The sequence below is a fragment of the Roseateles asaccharophilus genome, assembly GCF_004362405.1.
GTDB classification, from domain to species: Bacteria; Pseudomonadota; Gammaproteobacteria; order Burkholderiales; family Burkholderiaceae_C; genus Kinneretia; species Kinneretia asaccharophila.
In genome coordinates this window covers 777,483-798,050 of record NZ_SNXE01000001.1, presented here as the reverse complement: position 1 = coordinate 798,050, position 20,568 = coordinate 777,483, and the positions used below count along the sequence as shown (strand labels likewise).

20 protein-coding genes are annotated in these 20,568 nt (G+C 66.4%); 2 read left to right on the top strand and 18 right to left on the bottom strand.

Annotated features, from left to right (window positions below):
- Positions 1 to 17: 17 nt before the first annotated feature.
- The 14 genes from DFR39_RS03570 to recA all read right to left on the bottom strand — a co-directional run bounded on the left by DFR39_RS03570 (position 18) and on the right by recA (position 13,508).
- The gene (locus tag DFR39_RS03570; protein ID WP_133602142.1) at positions 18 to 1,775 is read right to left on the bottom strand and encodes a PglL family O-oligosaccharyltransferase; all 1,758 of its coding nucleotides are present in this window, start codon (positions 1,773 to 1,775) and stop codon (positions 18 to 20) included.
- Positions 1,776 to 1,833: 58 nt separating this feature from the next.
- A complete protein-coding gene (locus DFR39_RS03565; RefSeq protein WP_211343780.1) occupies positions 1,834 to 3,237 on the bottom strand; it encodes an O-antigen ligase family protein in 1,404 nt (467 codons plus the stop codon).
- A 77-nt stretch (positions 3,238 to 3,314) separates the two neighbouring features.
- Positions 3,315 to 3,773: a pilin gene (locus DFR39_RS03560; RefSeq protein WP_133602140.1), complete on the bottom strand. Its 459-nt coding sequence runs from the start codon at positions 3,771 to 3,773 to the stop codon at positions 3,315 to 3,317.
- Between the two features lie 225 nt (positions 3,774 to 3,998).
- Positions 3,999 to 4,784, bottom strand: a complete 786-nt coding sequence (locus tag DFR39_RS03555; protein ID WP_133602139.1) for an MBL fold metallo-hydrolase — start codon at positions 4,782 to 4,784, stop codon at positions 3,999 to 4,001.
- A 174-nt stretch (positions 4,785 to 4,958) separates the two neighbouring features.
- Positions 4,959 to 5,615, bottom strand: coding sequence for an FHA domain-containing protein (locus DFR39_RS03550; protein ID WP_133602138.1), 657 nt, complete (start codon positions 5,613 to 5,615; stop codon positions 4,959 to 4,961).
- A gap of 64 nt (positions 5,616 to 5,679) precedes the next feature.
- Positions 5,680 to 6,468 carry a Stp1/IreP family PP2C-type Ser/Thr phosphatase gene (locus DFR39_RS03545; RefSeq protein ID WP_133602137.1) on the bottom strand — a complete coding sequence of 263 codons (789 nt, stop codon included), beginning with the start codon at positions 6,466 to 6,468 and terminating at the stop codon, positions 5,680 to 5,682.
- 30 nt (positions 6,469 to 6,498) lie between these two features.
- Positions 6,499 to 7,563 carry a serine/threonine-protein kinase gene (locus DFR39_RS03540; protein ID WP_133602136.1) on the bottom strand — a complete coding sequence of 355 codons (1,065 nt, stop codon included), beginning with the start codon at positions 7,561 to 7,563 and terminating at the stop codon, positions 6,499 to 6,501.
- Between the two features lie 7 nt (positions 7,564 to 7,570).
- Positions 7,571 to 8,317, bottom strand: coding sequence for a TerC family protein (locus DFR39_RS03535; RefSeq protein ID WP_133602135.1), 747 nt, complete (start codon positions 8,315 to 8,317; stop codon positions 7,571 to 7,573).
- A gap of 203 nt (positions 8,318 to 8,520) precedes the next feature.
- Positions 8,521 to 9,414: a succinate--CoA ligase subunit alpha gene (gene sucD, locus DFR39_RS03530; RefSeq protein WP_133602134.1), complete on the bottom strand. Its 894-nt coding sequence runs from the start codon at positions 9,412 to 9,414 to the stop codon at positions 8,521 to 8,523.
- 23 nt (positions 9,415 to 9,437) lie between these two features.
- A complete protein-coding gene (gene sucC, locus DFR39_RS03525; protein ID WP_133602133.1) occupies positions 9,438 to 10,598 on the bottom strand; it encodes an ADP-forming succinate--CoA ligase subunit beta in 1,161 nt (386 codons plus the stop codon).
- A gap of 24 nt (positions 10,599 to 10,622) precedes the next feature.
- Entirely contained in the window at positions 10,623 to 11,207 is a 585-nt protein-coding gene (locus tag DFR39_RS03520) for a DUF2889 domain-containing protein (protein WP_133602132.1), read from the bottom strand.
- Positions 11,208 to 11,417: 210 nt separating this feature from the next.
- A complete protein-coding gene (locus tag DFR39_RS03515; protein WP_133602131.1) occupies positions 11,418 to 11,981 on the bottom strand; it encodes a regulatory protein RecX in 564 nt (187 codons plus the stop codon).
- Positions 11,978 to 12,433, bottom strand: coding sequence for a nuclear transport factor 2-like protein (locus DFR39_RS03510; RefSeq protein ID WP_133602130.1), 456 nt, complete (start codon positions 12,431 to 12,433; stop codon positions 11,978 to 11,980). The genes DFR39_RS03515 and DFR39_RS03510 overlap by 4 nt, the downstream gene beginning before the upstream one ends.
- Before the next feature lie 37 nt (positions 12,434 to 12,470).
- A complete protein-coding gene (gene recA / locus DFR39_RS03505; RefSeq protein ID WP_133602129.1) occupies positions 12,471 to 13,508 on the bottom strand; it encodes a recombinase RecA in 1,038 nt (345 codons plus the stop codon).
- Between the two features lie 147 nt (positions 13,509 to 13,655).
- On the opposite strand from recA, the gene DFR39_RS03500 reads away from it, so the two are divergent.
- Both DFR39_RS03500 and DFR39_RS03495 read left to right on the top strand, forming a co-directional pair.
- Positions 13,656 to 14,327, top strand: a complete 672-nt coding sequence (locus tag DFR39_RS03500; RefSeq protein WP_133602128.1) for a response regulator — start codon at positions 13,656 to 13,658, stop codon at positions 14,325 to 14,327.
- Between the two features lie 55 nt (positions 14,328 to 14,382).
- Positions 14,383 to 15,900 carry a sensor histidine kinase gene (locus DFR39_RS03495; protein ID WP_133602127.1) on the top strand — a complete coding sequence of 506 codons (1,518 nt, stop codon included), beginning with the start codon at positions 14,383 to 14,385 and terminating at the stop codon, positions 15,898 to 15,900.
- Between the two features lie 12 nt (positions 15,901 to 15,912).
- Here the strand turns inward: DFR39_RS03495 and rodA are convergent, their stop codons facing one another.
- From rodA to mreC, 4 genes are read right to left on the bottom strand one after another with little or no spacing between them, the layout of a single operon-like run.
- The gene (gene rodA / locus DFR39_RS03490) at positions 15,913 to 17,067 is read right to left on the bottom strand and encodes a rod shape-determining protein RodA (protein ID WP_133602126.1); all 1,155 of its coding nucleotides are present in this window, start codon (positions 17,065 to 17,067) and stop codon (positions 15,913 to 15,915) included.
- On the bottom strand, positions 17,064 to 19,088 hold the full coding sequence (mrdA, locus tag DFR39_RS03485) for a penicillin-binding protein 2 (protein ID WP_133602125.1): 2,025 nt from the start codon (positions 19,086 to 19,088) through the stop codon (positions 17,064 to 17,066). The genes rodA and mrdA overlap by 4 nt, the downstream gene beginning before the upstream one ends.
- Positions 19,085 to 19,603, bottom strand: coding sequence for a rod shape-determining protein MreD (gene mreD, locus DFR39_RS03480; protein ID WP_133602124.1), 519 nt, complete (start codon positions 19,601 to 19,603; stop codon positions 19,085 to 19,087). Before mreD ends, mrdA begins: the two co-directional genes overlap by 4 nt.
- The gene (gene mreC / locus DFR39_RS03475) at positions 19,600 to 20,538 is read right to left on the bottom strand and encodes a rod shape-determining protein MreC (RefSeq protein ID WP_133602123.1); all 939 of its coding nucleotides are present in this window, start codon (positions 20,536 to 20,538) and stop codon (positions 19,600 to 19,602) included. Before mreC ends, mreD begins: the two co-directional genes overlap by 4 nt.
- Positions 20,539 to 20,568: the final 30 nt, after the last annotated feature.

The window sequence follows — 20,568 nt, the reverse complement described above, 5'->3', positions numbered from 1 at the left end:
CCGCGGCGCGCCGCGCCTCAGCGCATCTCGCGATAGCCGAAGTCGCGCGCCGCCGGCTCGCACTGGAAGGGCAGGTCGCGGAGGCCGGCCTCGCGCAGGGCCTCGCACTCAAGCAGCCATTCCTCACCCTGCTTGCTGCGGAACTCGCGCAGGCGCGCCACCACGTACCGGGCTCGCTCCACATCGCCGCTGGCGTTCAGCGATTTGGCCCAGGCCATCATCAGGCGTACGTCGATGAGGTTATGGGCCGTGCGCTGGGCGGCCTCCAGGGCCAGGGGGCCCGGGATCCAGGTGGTGGCTGCCGCATAGTCGGCCTGGGTCGCAAAGAACACACTGCCCTGCCCTCGCTCTATACGCGACTCCAGCGAGGCTGCCTTGGCGGGCGGCATGTAGATGTCCACCACACGCAGATAGTCCCAGACCGCCAGCGCGCTGCCGGTCAGCATCAGCACACCGCCCATCCTTAGCAGGCCGGCGCCGACGGCGGGGCGCGGAGCCGGCGCGCGCTCCGGAGCCAGGCAGACACCCAGCGCGAACAGCGTGGGCAGCAGGAAGTAGGCATACCAGAGCGGGTACTCGAGCAGGCTGTGCAGGCCGATCATCAGCACCACCATGAAGGCGCAGCGCCTCATCAGCGCCAGCTCCCCGCCCGGGGCGCGACGACTGCCCAGCCAGGCCGCGAACAGCACCCAGGTCAGCAAGCCCAGCACCAGCAGCCCCAGGGGCCAGCCCAGCTCCACCAGCAGCTGCATGACGATGTTGTGCGTGTGATCGAAGAAGGCCACGGGCCGATCCGGGAAGGGCGTCATGGTCCAGGCCAGATTGAATTCACCCCAACCCACGCCGGTCCAGGGATGCATCTTGAGCAGGGTCCAGGCATTGGCCAGGATGGCCAGGCGCGAGGGCGAGCCCGCGCCCTCGGCCAGACGGGACTCGGCCCCGAAAGCCTGACCGCTGGCATGCGACCAGCCGGAAAGCACCGCCCAGCTCAGGGCCAGCATCAGGGGCGTGGCCATCAGCGCCCAGCGCTCGGCCCGCGGCAGACGCCGGTCGAGCAAGCCCCACAGCGCTAGCAGCACCACGCCCAGCATGCCGGTGCGCGAAGCACTTAGCACTACACCGAACACCAGGGCGAACAAGAGCACAGGCAGCAACCAGGGCCGGCTGCGGCGGCCGAGTTGCCCCGCGGCCGACAACCAGACCGCGGCCACGCAGGCCCACATCAGCAGGCTGGCCAGATGATTGGGCTGGCGCAGATTGCCCACGGCCCGACCGGCGATGCCGGAGCGGGCAATGAGATTGCCGTCGGCCAGCTGGGGCGCGAAAACCTGGATCACGCCGATGAGCAGGGACAGCAGGCCCGCCGCCAGCAAGCCCCAGCAGAATCCCGCCCACAGGCTCGGTGCCGGGCCGCTCCAGCCCGGGCCGACGCGCGCGCCGTACTGCAACACCAGCAAGGCCGCCACCAACAGGGCGCCGGCCTGCCAAGCCAGGCTCATGGGCAGATCATTGAGCCAGGGCGACAGCAGGGCGCTGCCCAGGAGCAGCAGCAGCGCCAGCACCGCGGCACGCATCGCGGCGCCGCCGCCACGCAGCGATGGACCACCAGACGCCACCGGCCAGAGCAGCAGCGCGGCACCCCAGGCGCCCAGGGCCAGGAGTTGATTGAAGAGCGTGGCCGAGGGTGTCAGGTTGTAGGCCAGCAGGGGCGGCAGCGCGGTGGCCAGCAGCGGCCCCCAGGCCGGGCGGCCCTGCCCTTGAGACATGGATTGCATGGGGGCGAATGATGGCATGGCGCCGCAGCTTCACCGCGCGGCTCCGGTCATCGACGTCCTAGAACCAGCCGTCTTGCCAGAAACGGGGGCTGTAGTGCGTGGCGCCCACGGGCTCCTGGGCACCCTGAATGCGCACCGGGGTCTGTCGGAACTCCTGCCACGCACCCACCAACACATAGAGCTGCGCCAGCAGCAAAAGCGTCAGCCCCACGCGCCAGAGGGCCAAACGCAGCCGAGAGGGTCGCGTCGTCCCCGAGTCTGCCAGGGGCTCCTGCGGCAAGCGCTGCAGCAGCAGGATCACCGTGATCAGGATCCAGAGCTGGGACAAGGGCATCACAAAATTGCCCGAAAAAGCCCCATCCACCAGTGCGCCCACCAAGCCGGCCCAACAGCCCAGCGCCAGGGCATCGGGCGTCTGCGAAAGGTGCTGACGCAGTCGCTGCGTCATGCGCCAGAACCAGCGCAGCAGCACGAAGATCAGGATCAGGAAAAAGGGCAGGCCGTACTCCGCCGCGATCTGCAGATAGATGTTGTGGGGGTGGGCCGCCTCACCGTTGAACTGGTTCGCATAGTGCATGGGCCCCACGCCCAGCCAGGGATGGGCGGCAATCATGTCCAGGGCAATGCGCCAGAGGTAAAAGCGCGCCTCGATGCTGCCCCGCTCGCCCAGCTCGCGAAAAGCCGGAACGGGCTCCATGCCCAACAGCCACGGCAGCAACTCGATGATGAGCAGATATAGAGCACCGCCGGCCGCGAAGGCCAGAACAAATCGCCGCGCATAGGCGCGTCCGGCCGGACCAAACCAGAGCAGCACCAGCAACAGACCCACGACCAGAGCCAGCAAGGTGGCACGCCCCATCAGCAAAAGCAGAAAGAAGGCGTTTGCCACCAAGGCGAATGCAGCCAACCCACGCCACAGCCCACGCACGGCCGACCATCCCAGCAACCCCAGCAGCAGGGGAATCAGCAGGGTCTGCACGTGATTGAAGAAGCGGGGGTTCACGTAGCCGGCGAATACCCGCCAGTAGTCCAAGGTCCGATCCAAAATCAGACCAGAGACGATGAGCAAAAGCTCCAGGATCGCGTAAGCGAACACGCCGGCAACAAGAAGCTGGGTCAGCGCCATGTCGTGCGATTCTTTTCGCTGCGGCCTTATGCCGGCGGCGCAGCCGAGAATCACAGCAACAGCGACTGCAAATCCACACTCTCGCAACGCTACGTCCGGGCGGGCACTGAAAGCGACCGAGGCGCCGCCTAGCAACAGCAACCCCCAAGCCCATGTCTGTGCCCTAGCTAAATGCAGTCCGGGCACATCACTGGACAGCAAACACGCACCGACCCAAGCCGTGCTCAGCAGACACAACACAAGGCGTGGCACATCATGTGCAAGCCCTTGCCCCCATGGAAGTAAAGGCAACACGAGAGCCGCCAACAACAACAGGGCAAAACGTAGAGCGTCCAAGGTGTTGAGACCAACGCTGGGGTGCAAACGAAAAAGGGGCCTAAGCCCCTTTCCCGTTAACCGAATCAGGCACCAACTCAGGAGCCGGTGTTCTTCTCGATAGCCGACTTCAGGTTGGTATTCTGGACATCGGTCGAGATCGACCACTTGACCGAGTCCGTACCAACGATAGGGGCAAAGGTCACCTTCTTGCCGCTCAGGTCCGTACCTGCGGCAGAAGAGAAGGTCAGCTCAATCGCCGAGGCAGAGGTGGTGGTGATGGAGGAAACCTCCTTCGCCGGAGCGGTCGTTGTGTTGGCGGGCACGCCGTCGCTACCAGCCGTGCAAGTCGTCAACGCCCCCGAATTCGTTTGGGCGCAGATGGCGATCGCCTTCTTCCAGGGATCCACCACGGCCAAGGCGTTAGCGATACGAGCCTTGCTGGTGTAATCCTTGTACTGAGGAATGGCCACAGCAGCCAGGATGCCAATGATCGCCACGACGATCATCAGTTCGATCAGGGTGAAACCCTTTTGGACTTTGCGCTTCATGCTCATGTCAGACTCCTGCGGAAAGAGAGGTTGGGGAAGAGACATCCCCCCTGAATGCAGGGGTCGTGCCAGCTTGTGAAGCGCTCCACGGCGTGATGAAGATCACGGACACCCCGCATCCGGAGGCTCGCAGCTGACCATTTTTGTCAGCCCGACGGGCGCGTTTTGTTGCCCCGGCGCTCAGGCTGACAAATTTTGTCAACCCCTTCGAAATCCTTTCGTAACAAGGACTTACAGCTCGATGAGCTGGCCGGCTCGCAGGGCGGCGATGCGGCGCGCGCCGGCAAGAGCCCCAATCTCGGCCATCACCGCCTCCACCTCGCCCGGCTTGATATGGGTGATGTGGATCTGCGGCTCACCCTGGAGCTGGGCCAGCTCACGGCCCAGGGCCGCGGGGCAAAGGTGGCGGCTGATGGTGGCGAGTTGCTGCTCCTCGTCGCTGAAGGCCGTCTCAATGACCAGATGCGAGACCCGCAGCTGGGCCAGGCGCTGCCAGAGCAGGGGGTTGGGGCCGGTATCCCCGGTGTAGACCCAATGGGCGTGATCCCGACCGCCCCCCGCGTCCACCGCAAAGCCGCAGGCCGGCACGGTATGGGCGGCGCTGAGCACTTCGATCATGCGGCCGCCCAGGTTCAGGCGCTGCCCCACCTCGAAGGGGTGCAGGGTCAGCACGGGACGCTCGGCGCTGGGCAGGCGGGTGAAATCGGGCCAGATCACGCCGTTGAAGAGGTGCTGACGCAGAGCCTCCAGGGTGGGCGCCAGGGCATGGACCTGGATGGGTGGGCGGCCGGCCTGGGCCCGCAGGCGCAGCACCGAGTCGGCCAGCAAGGGCAGGCCCAGCACATGGTCAAGATGGGAATGGCTCAACAGCACATGGTCCACCCGCGCCAGGGCGGACAAGTCCAGATCGCCCACGCCGGTGCCGGCGTCGATGAGCACATCGTCGTCCAGCAAAAAGGCGGTGGTCTTGTAACCGGCGGCGATGGCGCCGGAACACCCCAGGACTCTGATCTTCATGCGCGGCGTTTTCTTGAGCCCGGGGCTCGTTCAGCAGGGCTCCCAATTTACGCGGCCCTGCCGCCAGCGCGAAGCCTGATGCCGTGAGATTGTCCCGACTTCATGGGAGAAGCCTGTCGGAGCGTGACTTGCTGCACGCGGCGTAGCAGGCAGCGGGCGCCGCCCCGCTGAGGCTCAGCCCGGCTGAACAAACTGCATCTGCGTGCCCGCCAGCTCGATCACATCGCCGCTCTTGAGGGCGATGGACTCGCCCGTCAAGGGCGCGCCGTTCACCGTGGGACGGGCGCCGCCTTCCACATGGGCGAAGACATAGCCGCTGGGCCGCTTGGTGATGGAGGCCACCTGCACGCCGGGCTTGCCCACGGTGGTGACCACCTTGGTGAGGCTGACCTCGCGGCCGGCAGCTGCACCCGTCAGCACCCGGATGGAGGCCGGGCTGGCTGAACTCGCGGGGGTGCCCAGGGGACCGAAGGCCGAAGGCATGCCGAAGCCACTGGGCGTACCGCCCGGCTTGAGAATCATGGTCTTCTCGTAGTCGGCACTGTCCTCGAGCAGAAACTTGATCTTGTACTTGCCGACCTCGACGACATCGTTGCTGTTGAGCAGCTGCTTCTTGATGGCCTTGCCGTTGATGTAAGTACCGTTGGTGGAGTTCAGGTCTTCGATGAAGACGTCGTTACCCACCATCTGGAGCACGGCGTGCTCGCCGCTGACCGCCAGATTGTCGATGACGATGTCGTTGTAAGGCCGCCGCCCGAGCGTGGTCTTGTCCTTGGTGATCTGCACCTCCTTGATCACCACGCCGTCGAGCGAAACCACCAGTTTGCCCATGCTTGACCTCAGTCCTGTTATCTCATTGTTGTGCCGCCCGGGACGGACGGCGCCGGCTGCGCCTTCAGCGCCGGCCGAAAGGCCACCAGGTCCGGCTGACGGGCTTGACGCGCCCCTCGGCGCGAGCCAGCACGATCGCAATATTATCCTTGCCGCCCATGTCATTTGCGGCGGCAATGAGTGCCTGGGCCGCTTCGGACAGCGAAGGGTGGTTTATCAACAACTGTGCCAGGGCATCGTCGTCCAGCATGTCGGACAGGCCGTCGGAGCAGAGCAGGAAGAGATCGCCCGGCTGCACCTCATGCTGATGCAGCTCCAGCATGACGGTGTCTTCCACACCCACGGCGCGGGTCACCAGATTGCGATTGGCAGAAAAGGCCGCCTCTTCGGGCGTCAGCAGGCCCGCATCCAGCTGCTCCTGAAGCAGGGAATGGTCACGGGTAAGCTGGGTGAACTGGCCGCCACGCAGGCGGTAGGCGCGTGAGTCGCCCACATGTCCCAGCAGGAGTCCATCCTCGCGAAACACGGCCACCACCAGGGTGGTACCCATGCCCGCATAACGCGGGTTGGTGTTGGCGGCATTGAAGATGGCGCGGTTGGCGTTGTCCACGCAGATGTCCATGGCCCGGCGCACATCGGCCGGTCCGGCCTTGCCGCCCGTTTCCTTGAGCCAGCGGCCCAGCTCGGCCTTGATGAAGCTGGTCAACATCTGGCTGGCGACCTCGCCGGCGTTGTAGCCGCCCATGCCATCGGCCAGCACGGCCAGACCCACGTCCGCCTCCACGGCCACCGAGTCCTCATTGTTGTCGCGGGCGCGGCCAACATCGGTAGCGCTGTAGATCTCCACGGTCATGGGCTGAGATAGTTGGTCGGAACGACGAGCTCAGGCATTGTGCCCCGGTTCACCACGATCAAGTCGCGCGGTCCGATCGAAGGGGGCTGCAGGCGTGAAATCCTGAGCGGCTGGTGCCGGGTCTTGCCACGTAGCCCCCATCTGGGCCAGCACGGCATCCAAATCCTCAGCCATGGCCTCGCCACCGGCATAACGCAGCTCGGGTCGCTTCTCCAGGGCCAGAGCAAGCACCAAGGCCAGGGACTCGGGCAGGCCGGGGCGGTAATGCCGCACATCCGGCGGAGCCTGTCTGGCAATCTGCTGCATCAGCGCCGCCATGGAGTCGGCTTGATGCGGCAGGCGCCCCGTGAGCAGCTGGTAGAGCATCACTCCCAGTGAGTAGAGATCACTGCGCCCATCCACGTGCAGACCTGCCAGCTGCTCGGGCGACATGAAGGACGGCGTGCCCAGGACCAGACCGGTACGCGTGCGGCTGCCGTCGGCCAGACGGGCCACGCCAAAGTCCATGATCTTGAGCGAGCCCGAAGCGGGCTCGTACATCACATTGCTGGGCTTGATGTCGCGGTGCACCACGCCGTGAGCATGGGCATAGGCCAGGGCCCGGGCCAGGCGCCCCCCCATGGCCAAGACCTCACGCACCGGCAGCAGCCGGTCCGCCACCGCGTAGTAACTGAGGTCGCGGCCCGGGGCGTACTCCATGGCGATCCAGGCATCCTGGCCGGACTGCCCAGCATCCAGAACGCCGAGTATGTCGGGATGCCGCAGCTGACGCGCCGCACGCGCCTCGCGCATGAAGCGCTGGCGCACATCGATCAGATCCTCGGCGGCGAACTCGCGCTGCAGAGCCAGGCGCTTGATGGCCACTTGGCGGCCGCTGGATTTCTCGGTGGCCAGACAGACCACGGCCATGGCCCCACGCCCGAGCTCGGCACCCAGGGTATAGGCCGAGAGATCACCCGCCCCCTCCTGGCCCGAGGGCTGGCGGGGCGAGCTTGTGGCAGGGGCACTGGGCCCTTGTGCAAGCGGCTCGGCCTCCGGCGCGCGACCGGCACCGCTCAAGCGGTCCAGGGTGCGCTTCCAGAAGCCGGATGCCATGATGCGATCAGGCAGCGGCGCTACCGCCGCCTCCACCCTGGCGGGCAGCAACAAGCTTGCCCAGGGCCAGGACCAGCAGCGCCCCGGCAACGCCGCATCCGTAGTACAGGGCGGGCAAGACCTGGCTGCTGCCCGGCTTGTCGCCCTCGACCATGGGCACATAGGCCGAGAACGCGGGATCACCCACCATCATGGTGCCGGCAATCCAACCCAGCAGCATGGCGCCCAACACGATGACCATGGGGAAACGGTCCATCAGCTTGATCACCAGCTGGCTGCCCCAAACGATGATGGGGATGGAGACCAGCAGACCGAAGATCACCAGCGGCATCTGATGACCACCGCCCGCGCCTTCGGCTGCGCCCGCAATGGCGATCACATTGTCCAGGCTCATCACGAAGTCCGCCACGATCACCGTCTTGACGGCGGCCCAGAGCTTGTCGCTGGCCTGGATATTGCCGTGCTCGTCCTCGTCTTCCGGGACCAGCAGCTTCATGCCAATCCACAGCAGCAGCAGACCGCCCACCAGCTTGAGGAAGGGCAGCTTGAGCAGGGTGAGGGCGAAGAAGATGAGCACGACGCGCAGCAGGATGGCTCCTGCGGTGCCCCACAGGATGCCCATGCGCCGCTGGGCCTCGGGCAGCTTGCGGCAGGCCAGTGCGATCACGACCGCGTTGTCGCCGCCCAGCAGAATGTCGATCATGATGATCTGGCCGACGGCAAGCCAGAACTCGGGGCTGGTGAACATGTCCATGTGAGGAGCTTTGTAATAAGGGGTTACCACGACCCGTGCCGGACTATAGCCGGGCCTCTTGCGCATGGGGTGCGCCAATGCAAAAAGGGGCCAAAGCCCCTTTTTGCTTGGCCGCAAAGAATGCGACCAAATTGTGCGCTGCGGTAGGCCGGGCGCCGATGCGTGGATTTACGCATCGGGGACCGAGCCCCGCGGCAGGTCGATTACAGCAGGCCCTTGAGCAGGCGGCCCATCTCGGACGGATTGCGGGTCACGGTGAAGCCGCACTCTTCCATGATGGCCAGCTTGGCGTCGGCCGTGTCAGCACCGCCGGAGATCAGCGCGCCGGCGTGGCCCATGCGCTTGCCCGGAGGGGCGGTCACGCCAGCGATGAAGCCGACAATGGGCTTCTTCATATTGGCCTTGCACCAACGGGCGGCTTCCGCCTCGTCCGGGCCGCCGATCTCGCCGATCATGATCACGGCATCGGTATCCGGATCGTCGTTGAAGGCCTTCATCACATCGATGTGCTTCAGACCGTTGATCGGGTCGCCACCGATACCGACGGCCGACGATTGACCAATGCCCAGCTCGGACAGCTGCGCCACGGCTTCATAGGTCAGGGTGCCGGAACGCGACACCACGCCGACGCGACCCTTCTTGTGGATGTGGCCGGGCATGATGCCGATCTTGATCTCGTCGGGCGTGATCAGGCCGGGGCAGTTGGGGCCCAGCAGCAGGGTGCGCTTGCCGCCGGCGGCTTCCTTGGCCTTCATCTTGTTGCGCACTTCCAGCATGTCGCGCACGGGGATGCCTTCGGTGATGCAGATGGCCAGATCCAGATCGGCCTCAACGGCTTCCCAGATGGCGGCGGCAGCGCCGGCGGGCGGCACATAGATCACGGAAACAGTGGCACCGGTCTGGGCAGCGGCTTCCTTGACCGTGGCGTAGATAGGAATCTCGGAGAACTTCTCGCCCGCCTTCTTGGGGTTCACGCCGGCGACGAAGGCGTTCTTGCCGTTCGCGTAGGCCTGGCAGCCCAGGGTGTGGAACTGACCGGTCTTGCCCGTGATGCCCTGGGTGATGACCTTGGTGTCTTTGTTGATGTAGATCGACATGATTTCTTTCCTTGCAGCAGGGCTTACTTGACGGCGGCGACGATCTTGGTCGCGGCTTCGGCCATGGTGTCGGCGGCGATGATGGGCAGACCGGACTCGGCCAGCATCTTCTTGCCCAGCTCTTCGTTGGTGCCCTTCATGCGAACCACCAGCGGCACGGACAGGTTCACGGCCTTGCAGGCGGTGATCACGCCTTCGGCAATGGTGTCGCACTTCATGATGCCGCCGAAGATATTGACCAGGATGCCCTTCACTTCCGGGTTCTTCAGCATGATCTTGAAGGCCTCGGTCACCTTCTCGGCCGTGGCGCCACCGCCCACGTCCAGGAAGTTGGCCGGCTCGCCACCGAACAGCTTGATGGTGTCCATGGTCGACATGGCCAGACCGGCGCCGTTCACCAGGCAGCCGATATTGCCGTCCAGGCTGATATAGGCCAGATCGAACTTGGAAGCCTCGACTTCGGCCGGATCCTCTTCGTCCAGATCGCGGTAGGCCACGATCTCGGGGTGACGGAACAGGGCGTTGGCGTCGAAGTTGAACTTGGCGTCCAGGGCGATCAGATTGCCCTTGGAGTCGCAGTTCAGCGGATTGATTTCCACCAGCGACGCGTCGGTGTCCATGTAGCACTTGTAGAGCTTGGCGAACAGGTCCACGGCCTGGTCGATCGAAGCGCCGGTGAGGCCGATGGCCGCAGCGATCTTCTTGCTCTGCTCGGCGGTGAGACCCACCAGCGGATCGATCATCTCGGTGATGATCTTCTCGGGGGTGGAGTGCGCGACCTCCTCGATGTCCATGCCGCCTTCGCTGGAAGCGATGAAGGCCACCTTCTGCGTGCCGCGGTCGGTGACCAGCGAGACATACAGTTCGTTCTTGATGTCCGCGCCTTCTTCGATGTAGAGGCGGCGGACCTTCTGACCGGCCGGGCCGGTCTGGTGCGTGACCAGCTGCATGCCCAGGATCTGCTCGGACAGGGTCTTCACATCATCCATCGAGCGGGCCAGCTTGACGCCGCCGCCCTTGCCACGGCCACCGGCGTGGATCTGTGCCTTGACCACCCAGACCGGGCCGCCCAGCTTCTGCGCGGCTTCCACCGCTTCTTGCACGGTGAACGCGGGAATGCCGCGCGGCACCGGCACGCCGAACTGGCGCAGGATTTCCTTGCCCTGGTACTCGTGAATCTTCATAGGGGTCTCGCTTAGAGGGAAAAGTCAGGAAGGGGATGTGGTCAGCGCGGCGGCCGGAGCCGGGCGATACCAACGCGGGTAATGGGTTTGCACCACGGGGCCATCGCTGCGCAGGGCGTGGCATTTGTCGATCTGGAAGGGCGCACGGCCGGTGCCGGTGTCGCCCTCCTGGGTATCGAGCACGACACCAGCGAAAGCCTGGATCACCGCCGTCGGCAGAACCTGGCTCAGTTCGGTGAGGTGGGTGCAGGCCCGGGTACCGGCCAGGCGCTCTTTCACGCCGGCGCGGAAGCCTTTGAGTAGATTGAGTCCGGCCAGACCGGCATAGGCATCACCGTGCTCACCGCAGTAGCCGGGATAGGGCATGCCCATGGTGGTCGACGTCGCGGCCAGCACATTCAAGGCCCGGTCCACCACCAGGCGCAGCAGCATGTCGTGCACCGGCTCGCCGGCGCGGCGCAGACCCGAGGCCAAGGCGATGTCCCGGGTCTTGATGTCCTGCAAGGTGGCTTCAACGTCGAACAAACCGTCCTCGCGCGCAAACACCTGCACATCGATCGCGCGACGGTGCAGCAAGCGGCGCTCGGCAACAGGATTGAGCAAGGACATGGAGCGTTGAAACTAAGGCGCAATCAAGCCCGCCAAACCGCCAACAAGGGGGGGCGGGCACAACTGCCAAAGACCATCAATGTAGCATGCTGCGCTGCCGCAAGCCTTTCGCCAGGCTGTCAACGCGCACCGCGGGGTCGCAAAACCGACCAACCGGTCGATTCTGCACCCGTCCGCTCGCGGCCCGCAAGCATCCAGCTGTGCGCCGGTTCAGTCATGATCGCCGCGCAGCACGCGACGCACCACCTCCGGCGAAAAACCGCGCCCGACCAGGAAGCGGGTCTGCTTGGCCCGCGCCGACGCGTCCTCGGGCGTCACGCCGCCGAACTTGCGCTGCCAGACCTCCCGGGCCCGCCCCAGCTCGCTGTCCTTGAGCCGCGCCTGGGCCTCGGCATCCAGGCTCAGCCCATGCTGGGACAACTCCTGCTGAATGCGCCGGTTGCCATAGCGGGCCGCACGGGCATGCACGCGCGATTCCACGAAGCGGCTTTCGTCCAGATAACCTTGGGCCTGCAGCCAAACCAGCAAGGTGTCGACTTCGACCTCGATGTCAACGTCGACCTCAGGCGAGTCGGCGCCGGACACGGGTTCGAACACCGCCCGCGGCTGCGCATCCCCTTCCTCAGCGAACGCGGCGGCCGCCTCGGCCTGCGCCGCCCGCTCGGCCGCCCGAGCGCGGGCCAGACGCAGCAGCTTGCCGCGCAGCTCCATCAGGCTGTGCTCGCGCTGCGCCAGCAAAGCGATGGCTCGCATCTTGAGGGACAGCGGCTTCACCCGTCCTCCGGCAAGCGCAGGCTCAGACCGGCGCGGCGATCCGGCGGCAGCAGCTCCCGGCCCGGCAGACCGGACTGGCGCCAGGTGGGCGGCGCCTGCACATCGCTCCAGTACTCGTCCAGCGCCGTGATACGGCCGCCCCTCAGCTGGAAGTAGCTATTGGCGTAAAAGGAGCGACCCTCCTGGTCCACGCGCAACAGGCTCAGCACCTGGCCAGGCGCCAGGCTGTGCAGGGCCAGCAGGTGCAGGCGCCAGCCCTCGGGATAGATTTCGTTGACGTGCACCACCGCGGCCGCGCCCACAAAGCGTTCGCCTGTGGCCCACCACTGGCAGCAGGCCTCGGGATGCAGCAGCTCGCGCGCCTCGCCCCAGCGTCGGGCCTGGTACAGGGCCCAGAAGCGCTGCACCAGGGCACGCTCCTCGGCCTCGGGCCCGGTGAGAGGCGCTGGCACGTTCTGCGGCGAGCTCACAGCCTGAACGATGCCGGCCTTACTCGGCGTCCACCCCGCCCAGCAGGGGCACGCCCAGGGATTCGCGGATCTTGTTTTCTATCTCGCGGGCGATGTCGGGGTTCTCGCGCAGGAACTCGCGGGCGTTGTCCTTGCCCTGGCCAATCTTCTCGCCGCCGTAGGCATACCAGGCGCCGGACTTGTCCACCACCTTGGCGACCACGCCCATATCGATGATCTCGCCCTCACGGCTGATGCCCTCGCCGTAGAGGATGTCGAACTCGGCGGTCTTGAAAGGAGGCGAGACCTTGTTCTTGACGACCTTGACCTTGGTCTCGGAGCCGATCACCTCCTCACCCTTCTTGATCGAGCCGATGCGGCGGATATCCAGGCGCACCGAGGCATAGAACTTGAGGGCATTGCCGCCGGTGGTGGTTTCGGGCGAGCCGAACATCACACCGATCTTCATGCGGATCTGGTTGATGAAGACCACGGTGCAATTGGTCTTCTTGATGGTGGCGGTCAGCTTGCGCAGGGCCTGGCTCATCAGACGAGCCTGCAGGCCGGGCAGGGCGTCGCCCATCTCGCCCTCCAGTTCGGCCTTGGGGGTCAGGGCGGCCACCGAGTCGATGATGATCAGGTCCACCGAACCGGAGCGCACCAGGGCATCGACGATTTCGAGCGCCTGCTCGCCGGTGTCGGGCTGGCTGATCAGCAGGTCTTGCAGGTTCACGCCCAGCTTCTGGGCGTACTGAACGTCCAGCGCATGCTCGGCGTCGATGAAGGCGCAGACGCCTTGCAGCTTCTGCATCTGGGCGATGACCTGCAGGGTCAGGGTGGTCTTGCCCGAGGATTCCGGGCCATAGATCTCGATCACGCGGCCGCGCGGCAGGCCACCCACACCCAGGGCAATGTCCAGCCCCAGGGAGCCGGTGGAGACCACCTGGATGTCCTCGATCACCTCGCCCTCACCCAGGCGCATGATGGAACCCTTGCCGAATTGCTTCTCGATCTGGGCAAGTGCGGCCTGCAGGGCCTTGGCTTTCTCGGTATTGGCGTTCTTGACGGGGGCGTCCATGGGCTATCTCCTGTTTCGGCTGTGCGCATTATGGCGCAATCTGTATATGCGTACAGTAGTTTAGACAGACCCTGCTGCCATTCAATGTCAGCAGTCCCGGCCTCCCTAGAATGTCGGTCCATAGGCGGAATAGAACTGGGGACAAGCATGCGCATCCTGATCGCGGAAGACGACCAAGTGCTGGCCGATGGACTGCTGCGCGCCCTGCGCGCCTCCGGCTATGCCGTGGACCAGGTCAGTTCCGGCACCGAGGCCGATGCCGCCCTGGCCTCGCATGAATTCGATCTGGTGATCTTGGACCTGGGATTGCCCAAGCTGCATGGTCTGGAAGTGCTGCGCAAGCTGCGCGCCCGCGGTGCCACCATGCCGGTGCTGATCCTGACGGCCGCGGACAGCGTGGAGCAACGCGTCAAGGGGCTGGACCGGGGCGCCGATGACTATATGGCCAAGCCCTTTTCCCTGCAGGAACTGGAGGCGCGGGTGCGCGCCCTCACCCGCCGCGGCCTCGGCACCGCCTCCTCGGTGATCAAGCATGGCCCGCTGAGCTTCGACGCCACCGGGCGCGTGGCCTACATCAATGACCAGATGGTGGAGCTCTCGGCCCGTGAGCTGAGCCTGCTGGAGGTGCTGCTGCAGCGCGCCGGGCGCCTGGTCAGCAAGGACCAGCTGGTGGAGCGCCTGTGCGAATGGGGCGAAGAGGTGAGCAACAACGCCATCGAGGTCTACATCCACCGCCTGCGCAAGAAGATCGAGCAGGGCCCCATCCGCATTGCCACGGTGCGGGGTCTGGGCTACTGCCTGGAGAAGATTCCCGGATGATGGCCTCAGCCCGCCGGAGCCCGGCATGCCCGCGCGTCTGATCCGGAAAGACTAGATGGCCGAGCGCGAGCACCGCTCCCTGTTTGGCGAGATCCTGGACTGGATGCTCGCCCCCTTGCTGGTGATCTGGCCCATCAGTGTGGCGCTGACCTGGCTGGTGGCCCAGGGCATTGCTGGGCGGCCCTATGACCGCGAGCTCGGGGAGATGGCCCGCAATCTGGGCCTGCAGGTGGCGGCCGCCCAGGCGCCCGAGGGACGGCGCTCGCGCTACGCCCTGGCCCCCGAGGCCGCCGCCCTGCTGCGCGCCGACGAGGCCGACACGGTCTTCTACCAGGTGCTGGGCCTGCGCGGCGAGTTCCTCAGCGGCGATCGGCATCTGCCCGTGCCGGAGGCTGAAGCGCCCATCGTGCCCTGGGTGCTGCACTTCCGCGACGATGAGGTGGGCGGAGAGAACGTGCGCGTGGCCTACCTCTGGGTTGCACCCGAGGGCATGGCCGGCAGCACCCAGACCATGCTGGTGCAGGTGGCCGAGACCCTGGGCAAGCGCTCACGCCTGGCCAGCGAGATCATCAAGGGCGTGATCCTGCCGCAGTTCGTGATCCTGCCGCTGGCCGTGCTGCTGGTGTGGATGGCGCTGGCGCGCGGCATTGCGCCACTCAATGACCTGCAGCGCCGCATCCGCTCGCGCGAAAGCTCGGACCTGAGCCCGATCGACGAGCGCCGCATTCCCGACGAGGTGGCCCCTCTGGTGCGCGCCATCAATGATCTGCTGGGCCGGCTGGACCAGTCCATCAGCGCGCAAAAGCACTTTCTGGCCGATGCGGCCCATCAGCTCAAGACCCCGCTGGCCGGTCTGCGCACCCAGGCCGAACTCGCGCAGCGCGAGATCGACGAGGGCCGCAGCTCGCCGGCCGAGCTCAAGCGTTCGCTCAAGCAGATCGCCCTGTCCAGCCAGCGTGCGGCCCATATGGTGAACCAGCTGCTGGCCATGGCCCGCGCCGAAGACCAGGAGCACGCCCAGCGGCGCAGCGATGTCAACCTCTCCGGCCTGGCCGTGGAAACCGTGCGTGACTTCGTGCCGCGCGCCCTGGACAAGCACATCGACCTGGGCTTCGAAGGGCCGGATGCCAGCCAGAGTGCGCTGCGCGTGCATGGCCATCCGCTGCTGATCCGCGAACTGATCCGCAATCTGGTGGACAACGCCCTGCTCTACACCCCGGCCGGGGGCACGGTGACGGTACGGGTGGTGGAGGATCCCTTCGGCCAGGTGGTCGTGCTCCAGGTGGAGGACTCCGGCCCCGGCATTCCCGAGAGCGAGCGCGAGAAGGTGTTCCAGCCCTTCTATCGCGCCCTGGGCACCAATGTGGATGGCTCGGGCCTGGGTCTGGCCATCGTGCGCGAGATCGCCCAGGCCCATGACGTGGAAATCACCCTGGACGCAACCCGCAGCCTGCGCCCCGGCCAGGGCACGGAGGACGGCCAGGGGCCGGGTGCGCGCTTCACCATGCGCTTCGGCGCCAGGCCACGCGCCGAGGGCAGCACCGCCGAGGGCGATGCGGGCCTGGAGCCCTGAGCGCCGCCCGACTCAGCCCTTCTTGCCGCGCCGGCTCTTGGCGATCGCCAACAGAATGCCCAGGCTCAGACCCAGGGTGACCATGGCGGTGCCGCCATAGCTGATGAAGGGCAGGGGCACACCCACCACCGGCAGGATGCCGCTGACCATGCCCATATTCACGAACACATAGGTGAAGAAGGACAGGGTGATGGCCCCCGCCATCAGCCGGCCAAACAGGGTCGGCGCCTCGGAGGCGATCATCAGCCCGCGCAGGATCAGCGCCGTGAAACCCGCCAGCAGGGCCAGCGCGCCCATCAGACCGAACTCCTCGCCATAGGCCGCAAAGATGAAGTCGGTCGTGCGCTCGGGAATGAACTCCAGATGGGTTTGCGTGCCCTGCATGAAGCCCTTGCCGGTCAGCCCGCCGGAGCCGATGGCGATCTCGCCCTGAATGATGTGAAAGCCCTTGCCCAGCGGGTCCTTGTGCGGGTCCAGCAGGGTGCAGACCCGGTGCTTCTGGTACTCACGCAGCACCGGCCACTCGACATCGGGTTGACAGATCTTCTCCTCGCTCATGACCAGGGCGGTGATGCCGGCCGCTCCCAGAATCATGGCCGGCAGGATGATGCGCCAGGGAAAGCCGGCAAAGAACACCACGAAGAAGCCGGCACCGAAGACCAGGATGGACGTCCCCAGGTCGGGCTGCTTGGCCACCAGCAGCGTAGGCACGGCCAGCAGCGCCAGGGCAATGCCAAAGTCCATAGTGCGCAGCTGGCCCTCACGGCGCTGGAACCACCAGGCCAGCATCAGGGGCGTGGCGATCTTGAGGATCTCGGAGGGCTGGATCACGATGCCCACATTGAGCCAGCGCGTCGCGCCCTTCTTGGTGATGCCGAACAGGGCCGTCGCCACCAGCAGGGCCACGCCCAGGGTGTAGAGCGGCACGGCAAGGGCCATCAGGCGCTGCGGCGGCACCTGGGCCACGACGAACATGATGGCGGCCGCCAGGGCCATATTGCGCGCATGGTCCACAAAGCGGGTGCCATGGTCGAAGCCCGCCGAATACATGCTCATCAGGCCCAGGCCGGCCAGCCACAGCATGGCCAGCAGCAGGGGGGTGTCAAAGCCCTCCAGCAGGGGCTTGAGCCGCTGTCGCAGCGGCGGCTTGCTCAGTACCGCATTCATGGACGCACTCCTGAGGCGGCCGAGGCTGCAGCCGACGGGGCCGACGCGGCCGCAGGCGGCGGTGCCGAGGCCGCCATGCCCGGCAGGGCCAGGGCCGAGATGGGGCGCGGCGCCCCGATCGGGGCCATGCTGCGCCCCTGCTGGGTCAGGGCAATATCTTCCTCGCTGGGCAGCTGCGAGGCCAGCACAAAGTCAAAGACCCGACGTGCAATCGGCGCGGCGGCCGCCGAACCCCAGCCCGCGTTCTCCACGATCAGGGCCAGGGCGATGGTGGGCTGCTGTGCGGGCGCGAAGGCCACGTAGAGCGAGTGGTCGCGCTTGCGCTCGTCGGTCTTCACGTCCTTGTACTTCTCGCCCGCACGCAGGCCCACGGCCTGGGCCGTGCCGGTCTTGCCACCGCTGGTATAGGGTGCGCCCGCGAACACCAGGCGCGAGGTGCCTTCCTGGGTCACGCCAAACATGGCGTCGCGGATCACCGTCACATCCTGGGGCCGCAGCGGCAGGGGACTCAGGGCGTCACTGGAGATATGGCGACGCTCATGGCGCACCACATCCTCGATCTCGCGGACCAGGCGCGGCCGGAAGCGCTGTCCACCGCTGGCCAGCACGGCGTAGGCCTGAGCCAGCTGCAGCATGGTGAAGTTGTTGTAGCCCTGGCCGATGCCCAGGGAGATGGTCTCGCCGGCGTACCACTTCTGCTGTTCCGGGCGCCTGAACTTCTTGCGCTTCCAGTCGGTGGAGGGCAGATCCCCCGTCACCTCACCCTGCAGATCGATGCCGGTGCGCTCCCCCAGGCCAAACGGGGCCAGCTCGTCGTGGATGAGGTCCACGCCCATCTCATTGGCCAGGGTATAGAAGTAGACATTGCTGGAGCCCACGATGGCCAGGCGCATGTCCTTGGGACCCGGCCTGTCGGTCTCCGGGCTGCCAAAGGTGCGGCCGCCGAAGTTGAAGGTCAGGTTGTCCATGATGACCGTGCCCGGCGCCCGCTTGCCGCTGGTGAGCGCGGCCATGGCCATCAGCGGCTTGTAGGTGGAGCCCGGCGGGTAGGTGCCGCGCAGGGCACGGTTGAGCAGGGGCTTGTCGGGGTTCTCGTTGAGCTCGCGCCAGTTCTCCACATCGATCCCATCCACGAAGAGGTTGGGGTCGAACGTGGGCTTGGACACAAAGGCCAGCACCTCGCCATTGCGTGGGTCCAGGGCCACCAGAGCGCCACGGCGGTCCTTGTAGAGCTCCTCCACCAGGGCCTGCAGGCGGATATCGATGGACAGCACCAGGGTGTTGCCGGGCGTGGGCGGCTTGTGGGCAAGGCGGCGCACCGCACGCCCGCCGGCACTGGTTTCCACCTGCTCGAAGCCGGTGATGCCATGCAGCTCGCGCTCGTAGGCCTGCTCCAGCCCCAGCTTGCCGATGTACTCGGTGCCGCGGTAATTGGCGATGTCCTCCTCGTCCCACTCGTCCATGGCCTTCTTCTCGGCCTGGTTGATGCGGCCGATATAGCCGATCAGGTGGCTGCCCACCTCGCCCAGCGGGTAGTGCCGGAACAGGCGCGCCTTGATCTCCACGCCGGGGAAGCGGAAGCGCTGGGCGGTGAAGCGGGCCACCTCTTCATCGCTGAGCTTGGTGCGTATGGGCAGGGACTCGAAGCTCTTGCTCTCGTCCATCAGGCGCTTGAAGCGCCGGCGATCCCGGGCCTGGATCTCCACCACCTGGGACAGGGCGTCGATGGTGGCCTCCAGATTGCCGGCCTTGCTGGGCGTGATCTCCAGGGTGTAGGCCGAATAGTTGCTGGCCAGCACGATGCCGTTGCGGTCCTTGATGAGGCCGCGATTGGGCACGATGGGCACCACGGTGACGCGGTTGTTCTCGGCCCGCTCCGCCAGATTGTCATGCTGCAGCACCTGCAGATAGACCAGACGGGCCACCAGCAGCCCGAAGCAGAAGAGCACGAAGACCGCCGCCGCCAGCACCCGCAGGCGAAAGCGCGACAGCTCCTGCTCAAGGTTCTTGAGAACGGTCACAGCGGTCTATGGGCATCGGGATCGGGCGGACGGCGCTGGGGCGCGAGCAGCAGCCAGCTGGCCAGGGGCCAGAGCGCAGCCTCCAGCACCGGTGCCAGCACGAGGGTCCAGCCCGGCCACATGCCCCCCACCATCAGGCGCACCAGCACGGAAATGGCCTGGGCCAGCAGGAAGAGCGGCAGCACCTGGGCAGCCTGGCCCAGCAGGCCGAACCAGAGCAGACGCCGGTGCAGGGCAATGGCCCCGAAGCTCAGCACGCTATAGGCCAGGGCATGCTGGCCCAAGAGGGCGCCATGCTGCACATCCACCAGCAGACCGAACACAAAGGCCCAGCCCACACCCACACGGCGGGGCTGGTGCACATTCCAGAACACCAGCACCAGGGCCAGCACATCGGGCATCCAGGCCTGACGTCCCACGGGCACCATGTCCACCAGCAGGGCCAGCAAGAGGCTGAAGGCGATGAAGAGGGGGTTGGCCGGCAGCAGCAGCTGGTGGCCACGCGGCATGATCATGGCTTGCCTCCCGAAGCCTTGGCACCGCGAGCGGGCGCCGAGGCCGCAGCCGAGGCGGCTTGGGCCTGGGTCCGCATCTTCTCCAGCTCCTGCAAGGGCCCCAGCACCAGCACATGACGCACATCATCGAGCTGGGCCACCGGCTGCAGGCGCACCCGAGCAAAGCTGGTGTCGCCACGACGCTCCACGCTGGCGATGCGCGCCACGGGCAGGCCGGGCGGATACACCCCGTCCAGGCCCGAGGTGGTCAGCAGATCGTTCTGGCGCAGATCCGCATTGGCCGCCATGAAGCGCAACTCCATGGCCCCACCCTCGGCCCCGCCGAATGCCGCGCCGCGCTGCTGGCTGCGCGTGTTGAGCACCGGGATGGCGGCATCCTTGTCCGACAGCAGGGTCACCTCGGCCGAGAGCAGATAGACCCGCGTCACCTGGCCCAGCACCCCGGCATCGTTGATGACGGGCGCGCCCAGGACCACACCCTGACGGCTGCCCCGGTCGATGACGACGCGGCGCGAGTAAGGGTCCGAAGCCTCGTACAAGACCTCCGCCGCCAGCGAGGGCACCTGCAGGGCGGGCCGCAGGTCCAGCAGGGCGCGCAGGCGCTGGTTCTCCTGCTGCAGCTGTTCGGCACGCGAGAGCCGCTCGGCCTGCTGCACCAGCTGGCGGCGGGCCTGGTCCTCGGCGGCCATGGCGCGCTCGGTACCGCGCAGATAGTCGCCGGCACGCTCCCAGGCGTCCACCGGGGCCAGCAAGGCGCGCTGCAGGGGATGCAGGGCCAGGGCCAGGGCGGCCCGGGCCGGCGCGGCCAGCTTGAAGCGCGCATCCGCCACCATCAGGAAGATGGCCAGGGCGGCGCAGAGCAGCAGCTTGCTCAGCGCCGTCGTGCCCTGACGGAAAAAGGGCGGCGGGGTGCGATCCAGGGTGCCCAGTGGCATGGCGTGAAAAGAGTCAGACCGCGTTCAGAC

Excerpts from the sequence above, each read along its gene's own strand:
- DFR39_RS03540 (WP_133602136.1), bottom strand. The coding sequence starts at position 7,563 with ATGGCATCCGGCTTCTGGAAGCGCACCCTGGACCGCTTGAGCGGTGCC.
- rodA (WP_133602126.1), bottom strand. The coding sequence starts at position 17,067 with ATGAATGCGGTACTGAGCAAGCCGCCGCTGCGACAGCGGCTCAAGCCC.
- sucD (WP_133602134.1), bottom strand. The coding sequence starts at position 9,414 with ATGTCGATCTACATCAACAAAGACACCAAGGTCATCACCCAGGGCATC.
- mreD (WP_133602124.1), bottom strand. The coding sequence starts at position 19,603 with ATGATCATGCCGCGTGGCCACCAGCTGCTGCTGCCGGCCAACCCCCTC.
- sucC (WP_133602133.1), bottom strand. The coding sequence starts at position 10,598 with ATGAAGATTCACGAGTACCAGGGCAAGGAAATCCTGCGCCAGTTCGGC.
- DFR39_RS03555 (WP_133602139.1), bottom strand. The coding sequence starts at position 4,784 with ATGAAGATCAGAGTCCTGGGGTGTTCCGGCGCCATCGCCGCCGGTTAC.
- mreC (WP_133602123.1), bottom strand. The coding sequence starts at position 20,538 with ATGCCACTGGGCACCCTGGATCGCACCCCGCCGCCCTTTTTCCGTCAG.
- recA (WP_133602129.1), bottom strand. The coding sequence starts at position 13,508 with ATGGACGCCCCCGTCAAGAACGCCAATACCGAGAAAGCCAAGGCCCTG.
- DFR39_RS03545 (WP_133602137.1), bottom strand. The coding sequence starts at position 6,468 with ATGACCGTGGAGATCTACAGCGCTACCGATGTTGGCCGCGCCCGCGAC.
- DFR39_RS03535 (WP_133602135.1), bottom strand. The coding sequence starts at position 8,317 with ATGGACATGTTCACCAGCCCCGAGTTCTGGCTTGCCGTCGGCCAGATC.
- DFR39_RS03570 (WP_133602142.1), bottom strand. The coding sequence starts at position 1,775 with ATGCAATCCATGTCTCAAGGGCAGGGCCGCCCGGCCTGGGGGCCGCTG.
- DFR39_RS03495 (WP_133602127.1), top strand. The coding sequence starts at position 14,383 with ATGGCCGAGCGCGAGCACCGCTCCCTGTTTGGCGAGATCCTGGACTGG.
- DFR39_RS03560 (WP_133602140.1), bottom strand. The coding sequence starts at position 3,773 with ATGAGCATGAAGCGCAAAGTCCAAAAGGGTTTCACCCTGATCGAACTG.
- DFR39_RS03550 (WP_133602138.1), bottom strand. The coding sequence starts at position 5,615 with ATGGGCAAACTGGTGGTTTCGCTCGACGGCGTGGTGATCAAGGAGGTG.
- DFR39_RS03500 (WP_133602128.1), top strand. The coding sequence starts at position 13,656 with ATGCGCATCCTGATCGCGGAAGACGACCAAGTGCTGGCCGATGGACTG.
- DFR39_RS03520 (WP_133602132.1), bottom strand. The coding sequence starts at position 11,207 with ATGTCCTTGCTCAATCCTGTTGCCGAGCGCCGCTTGCTGCACCGTCGC.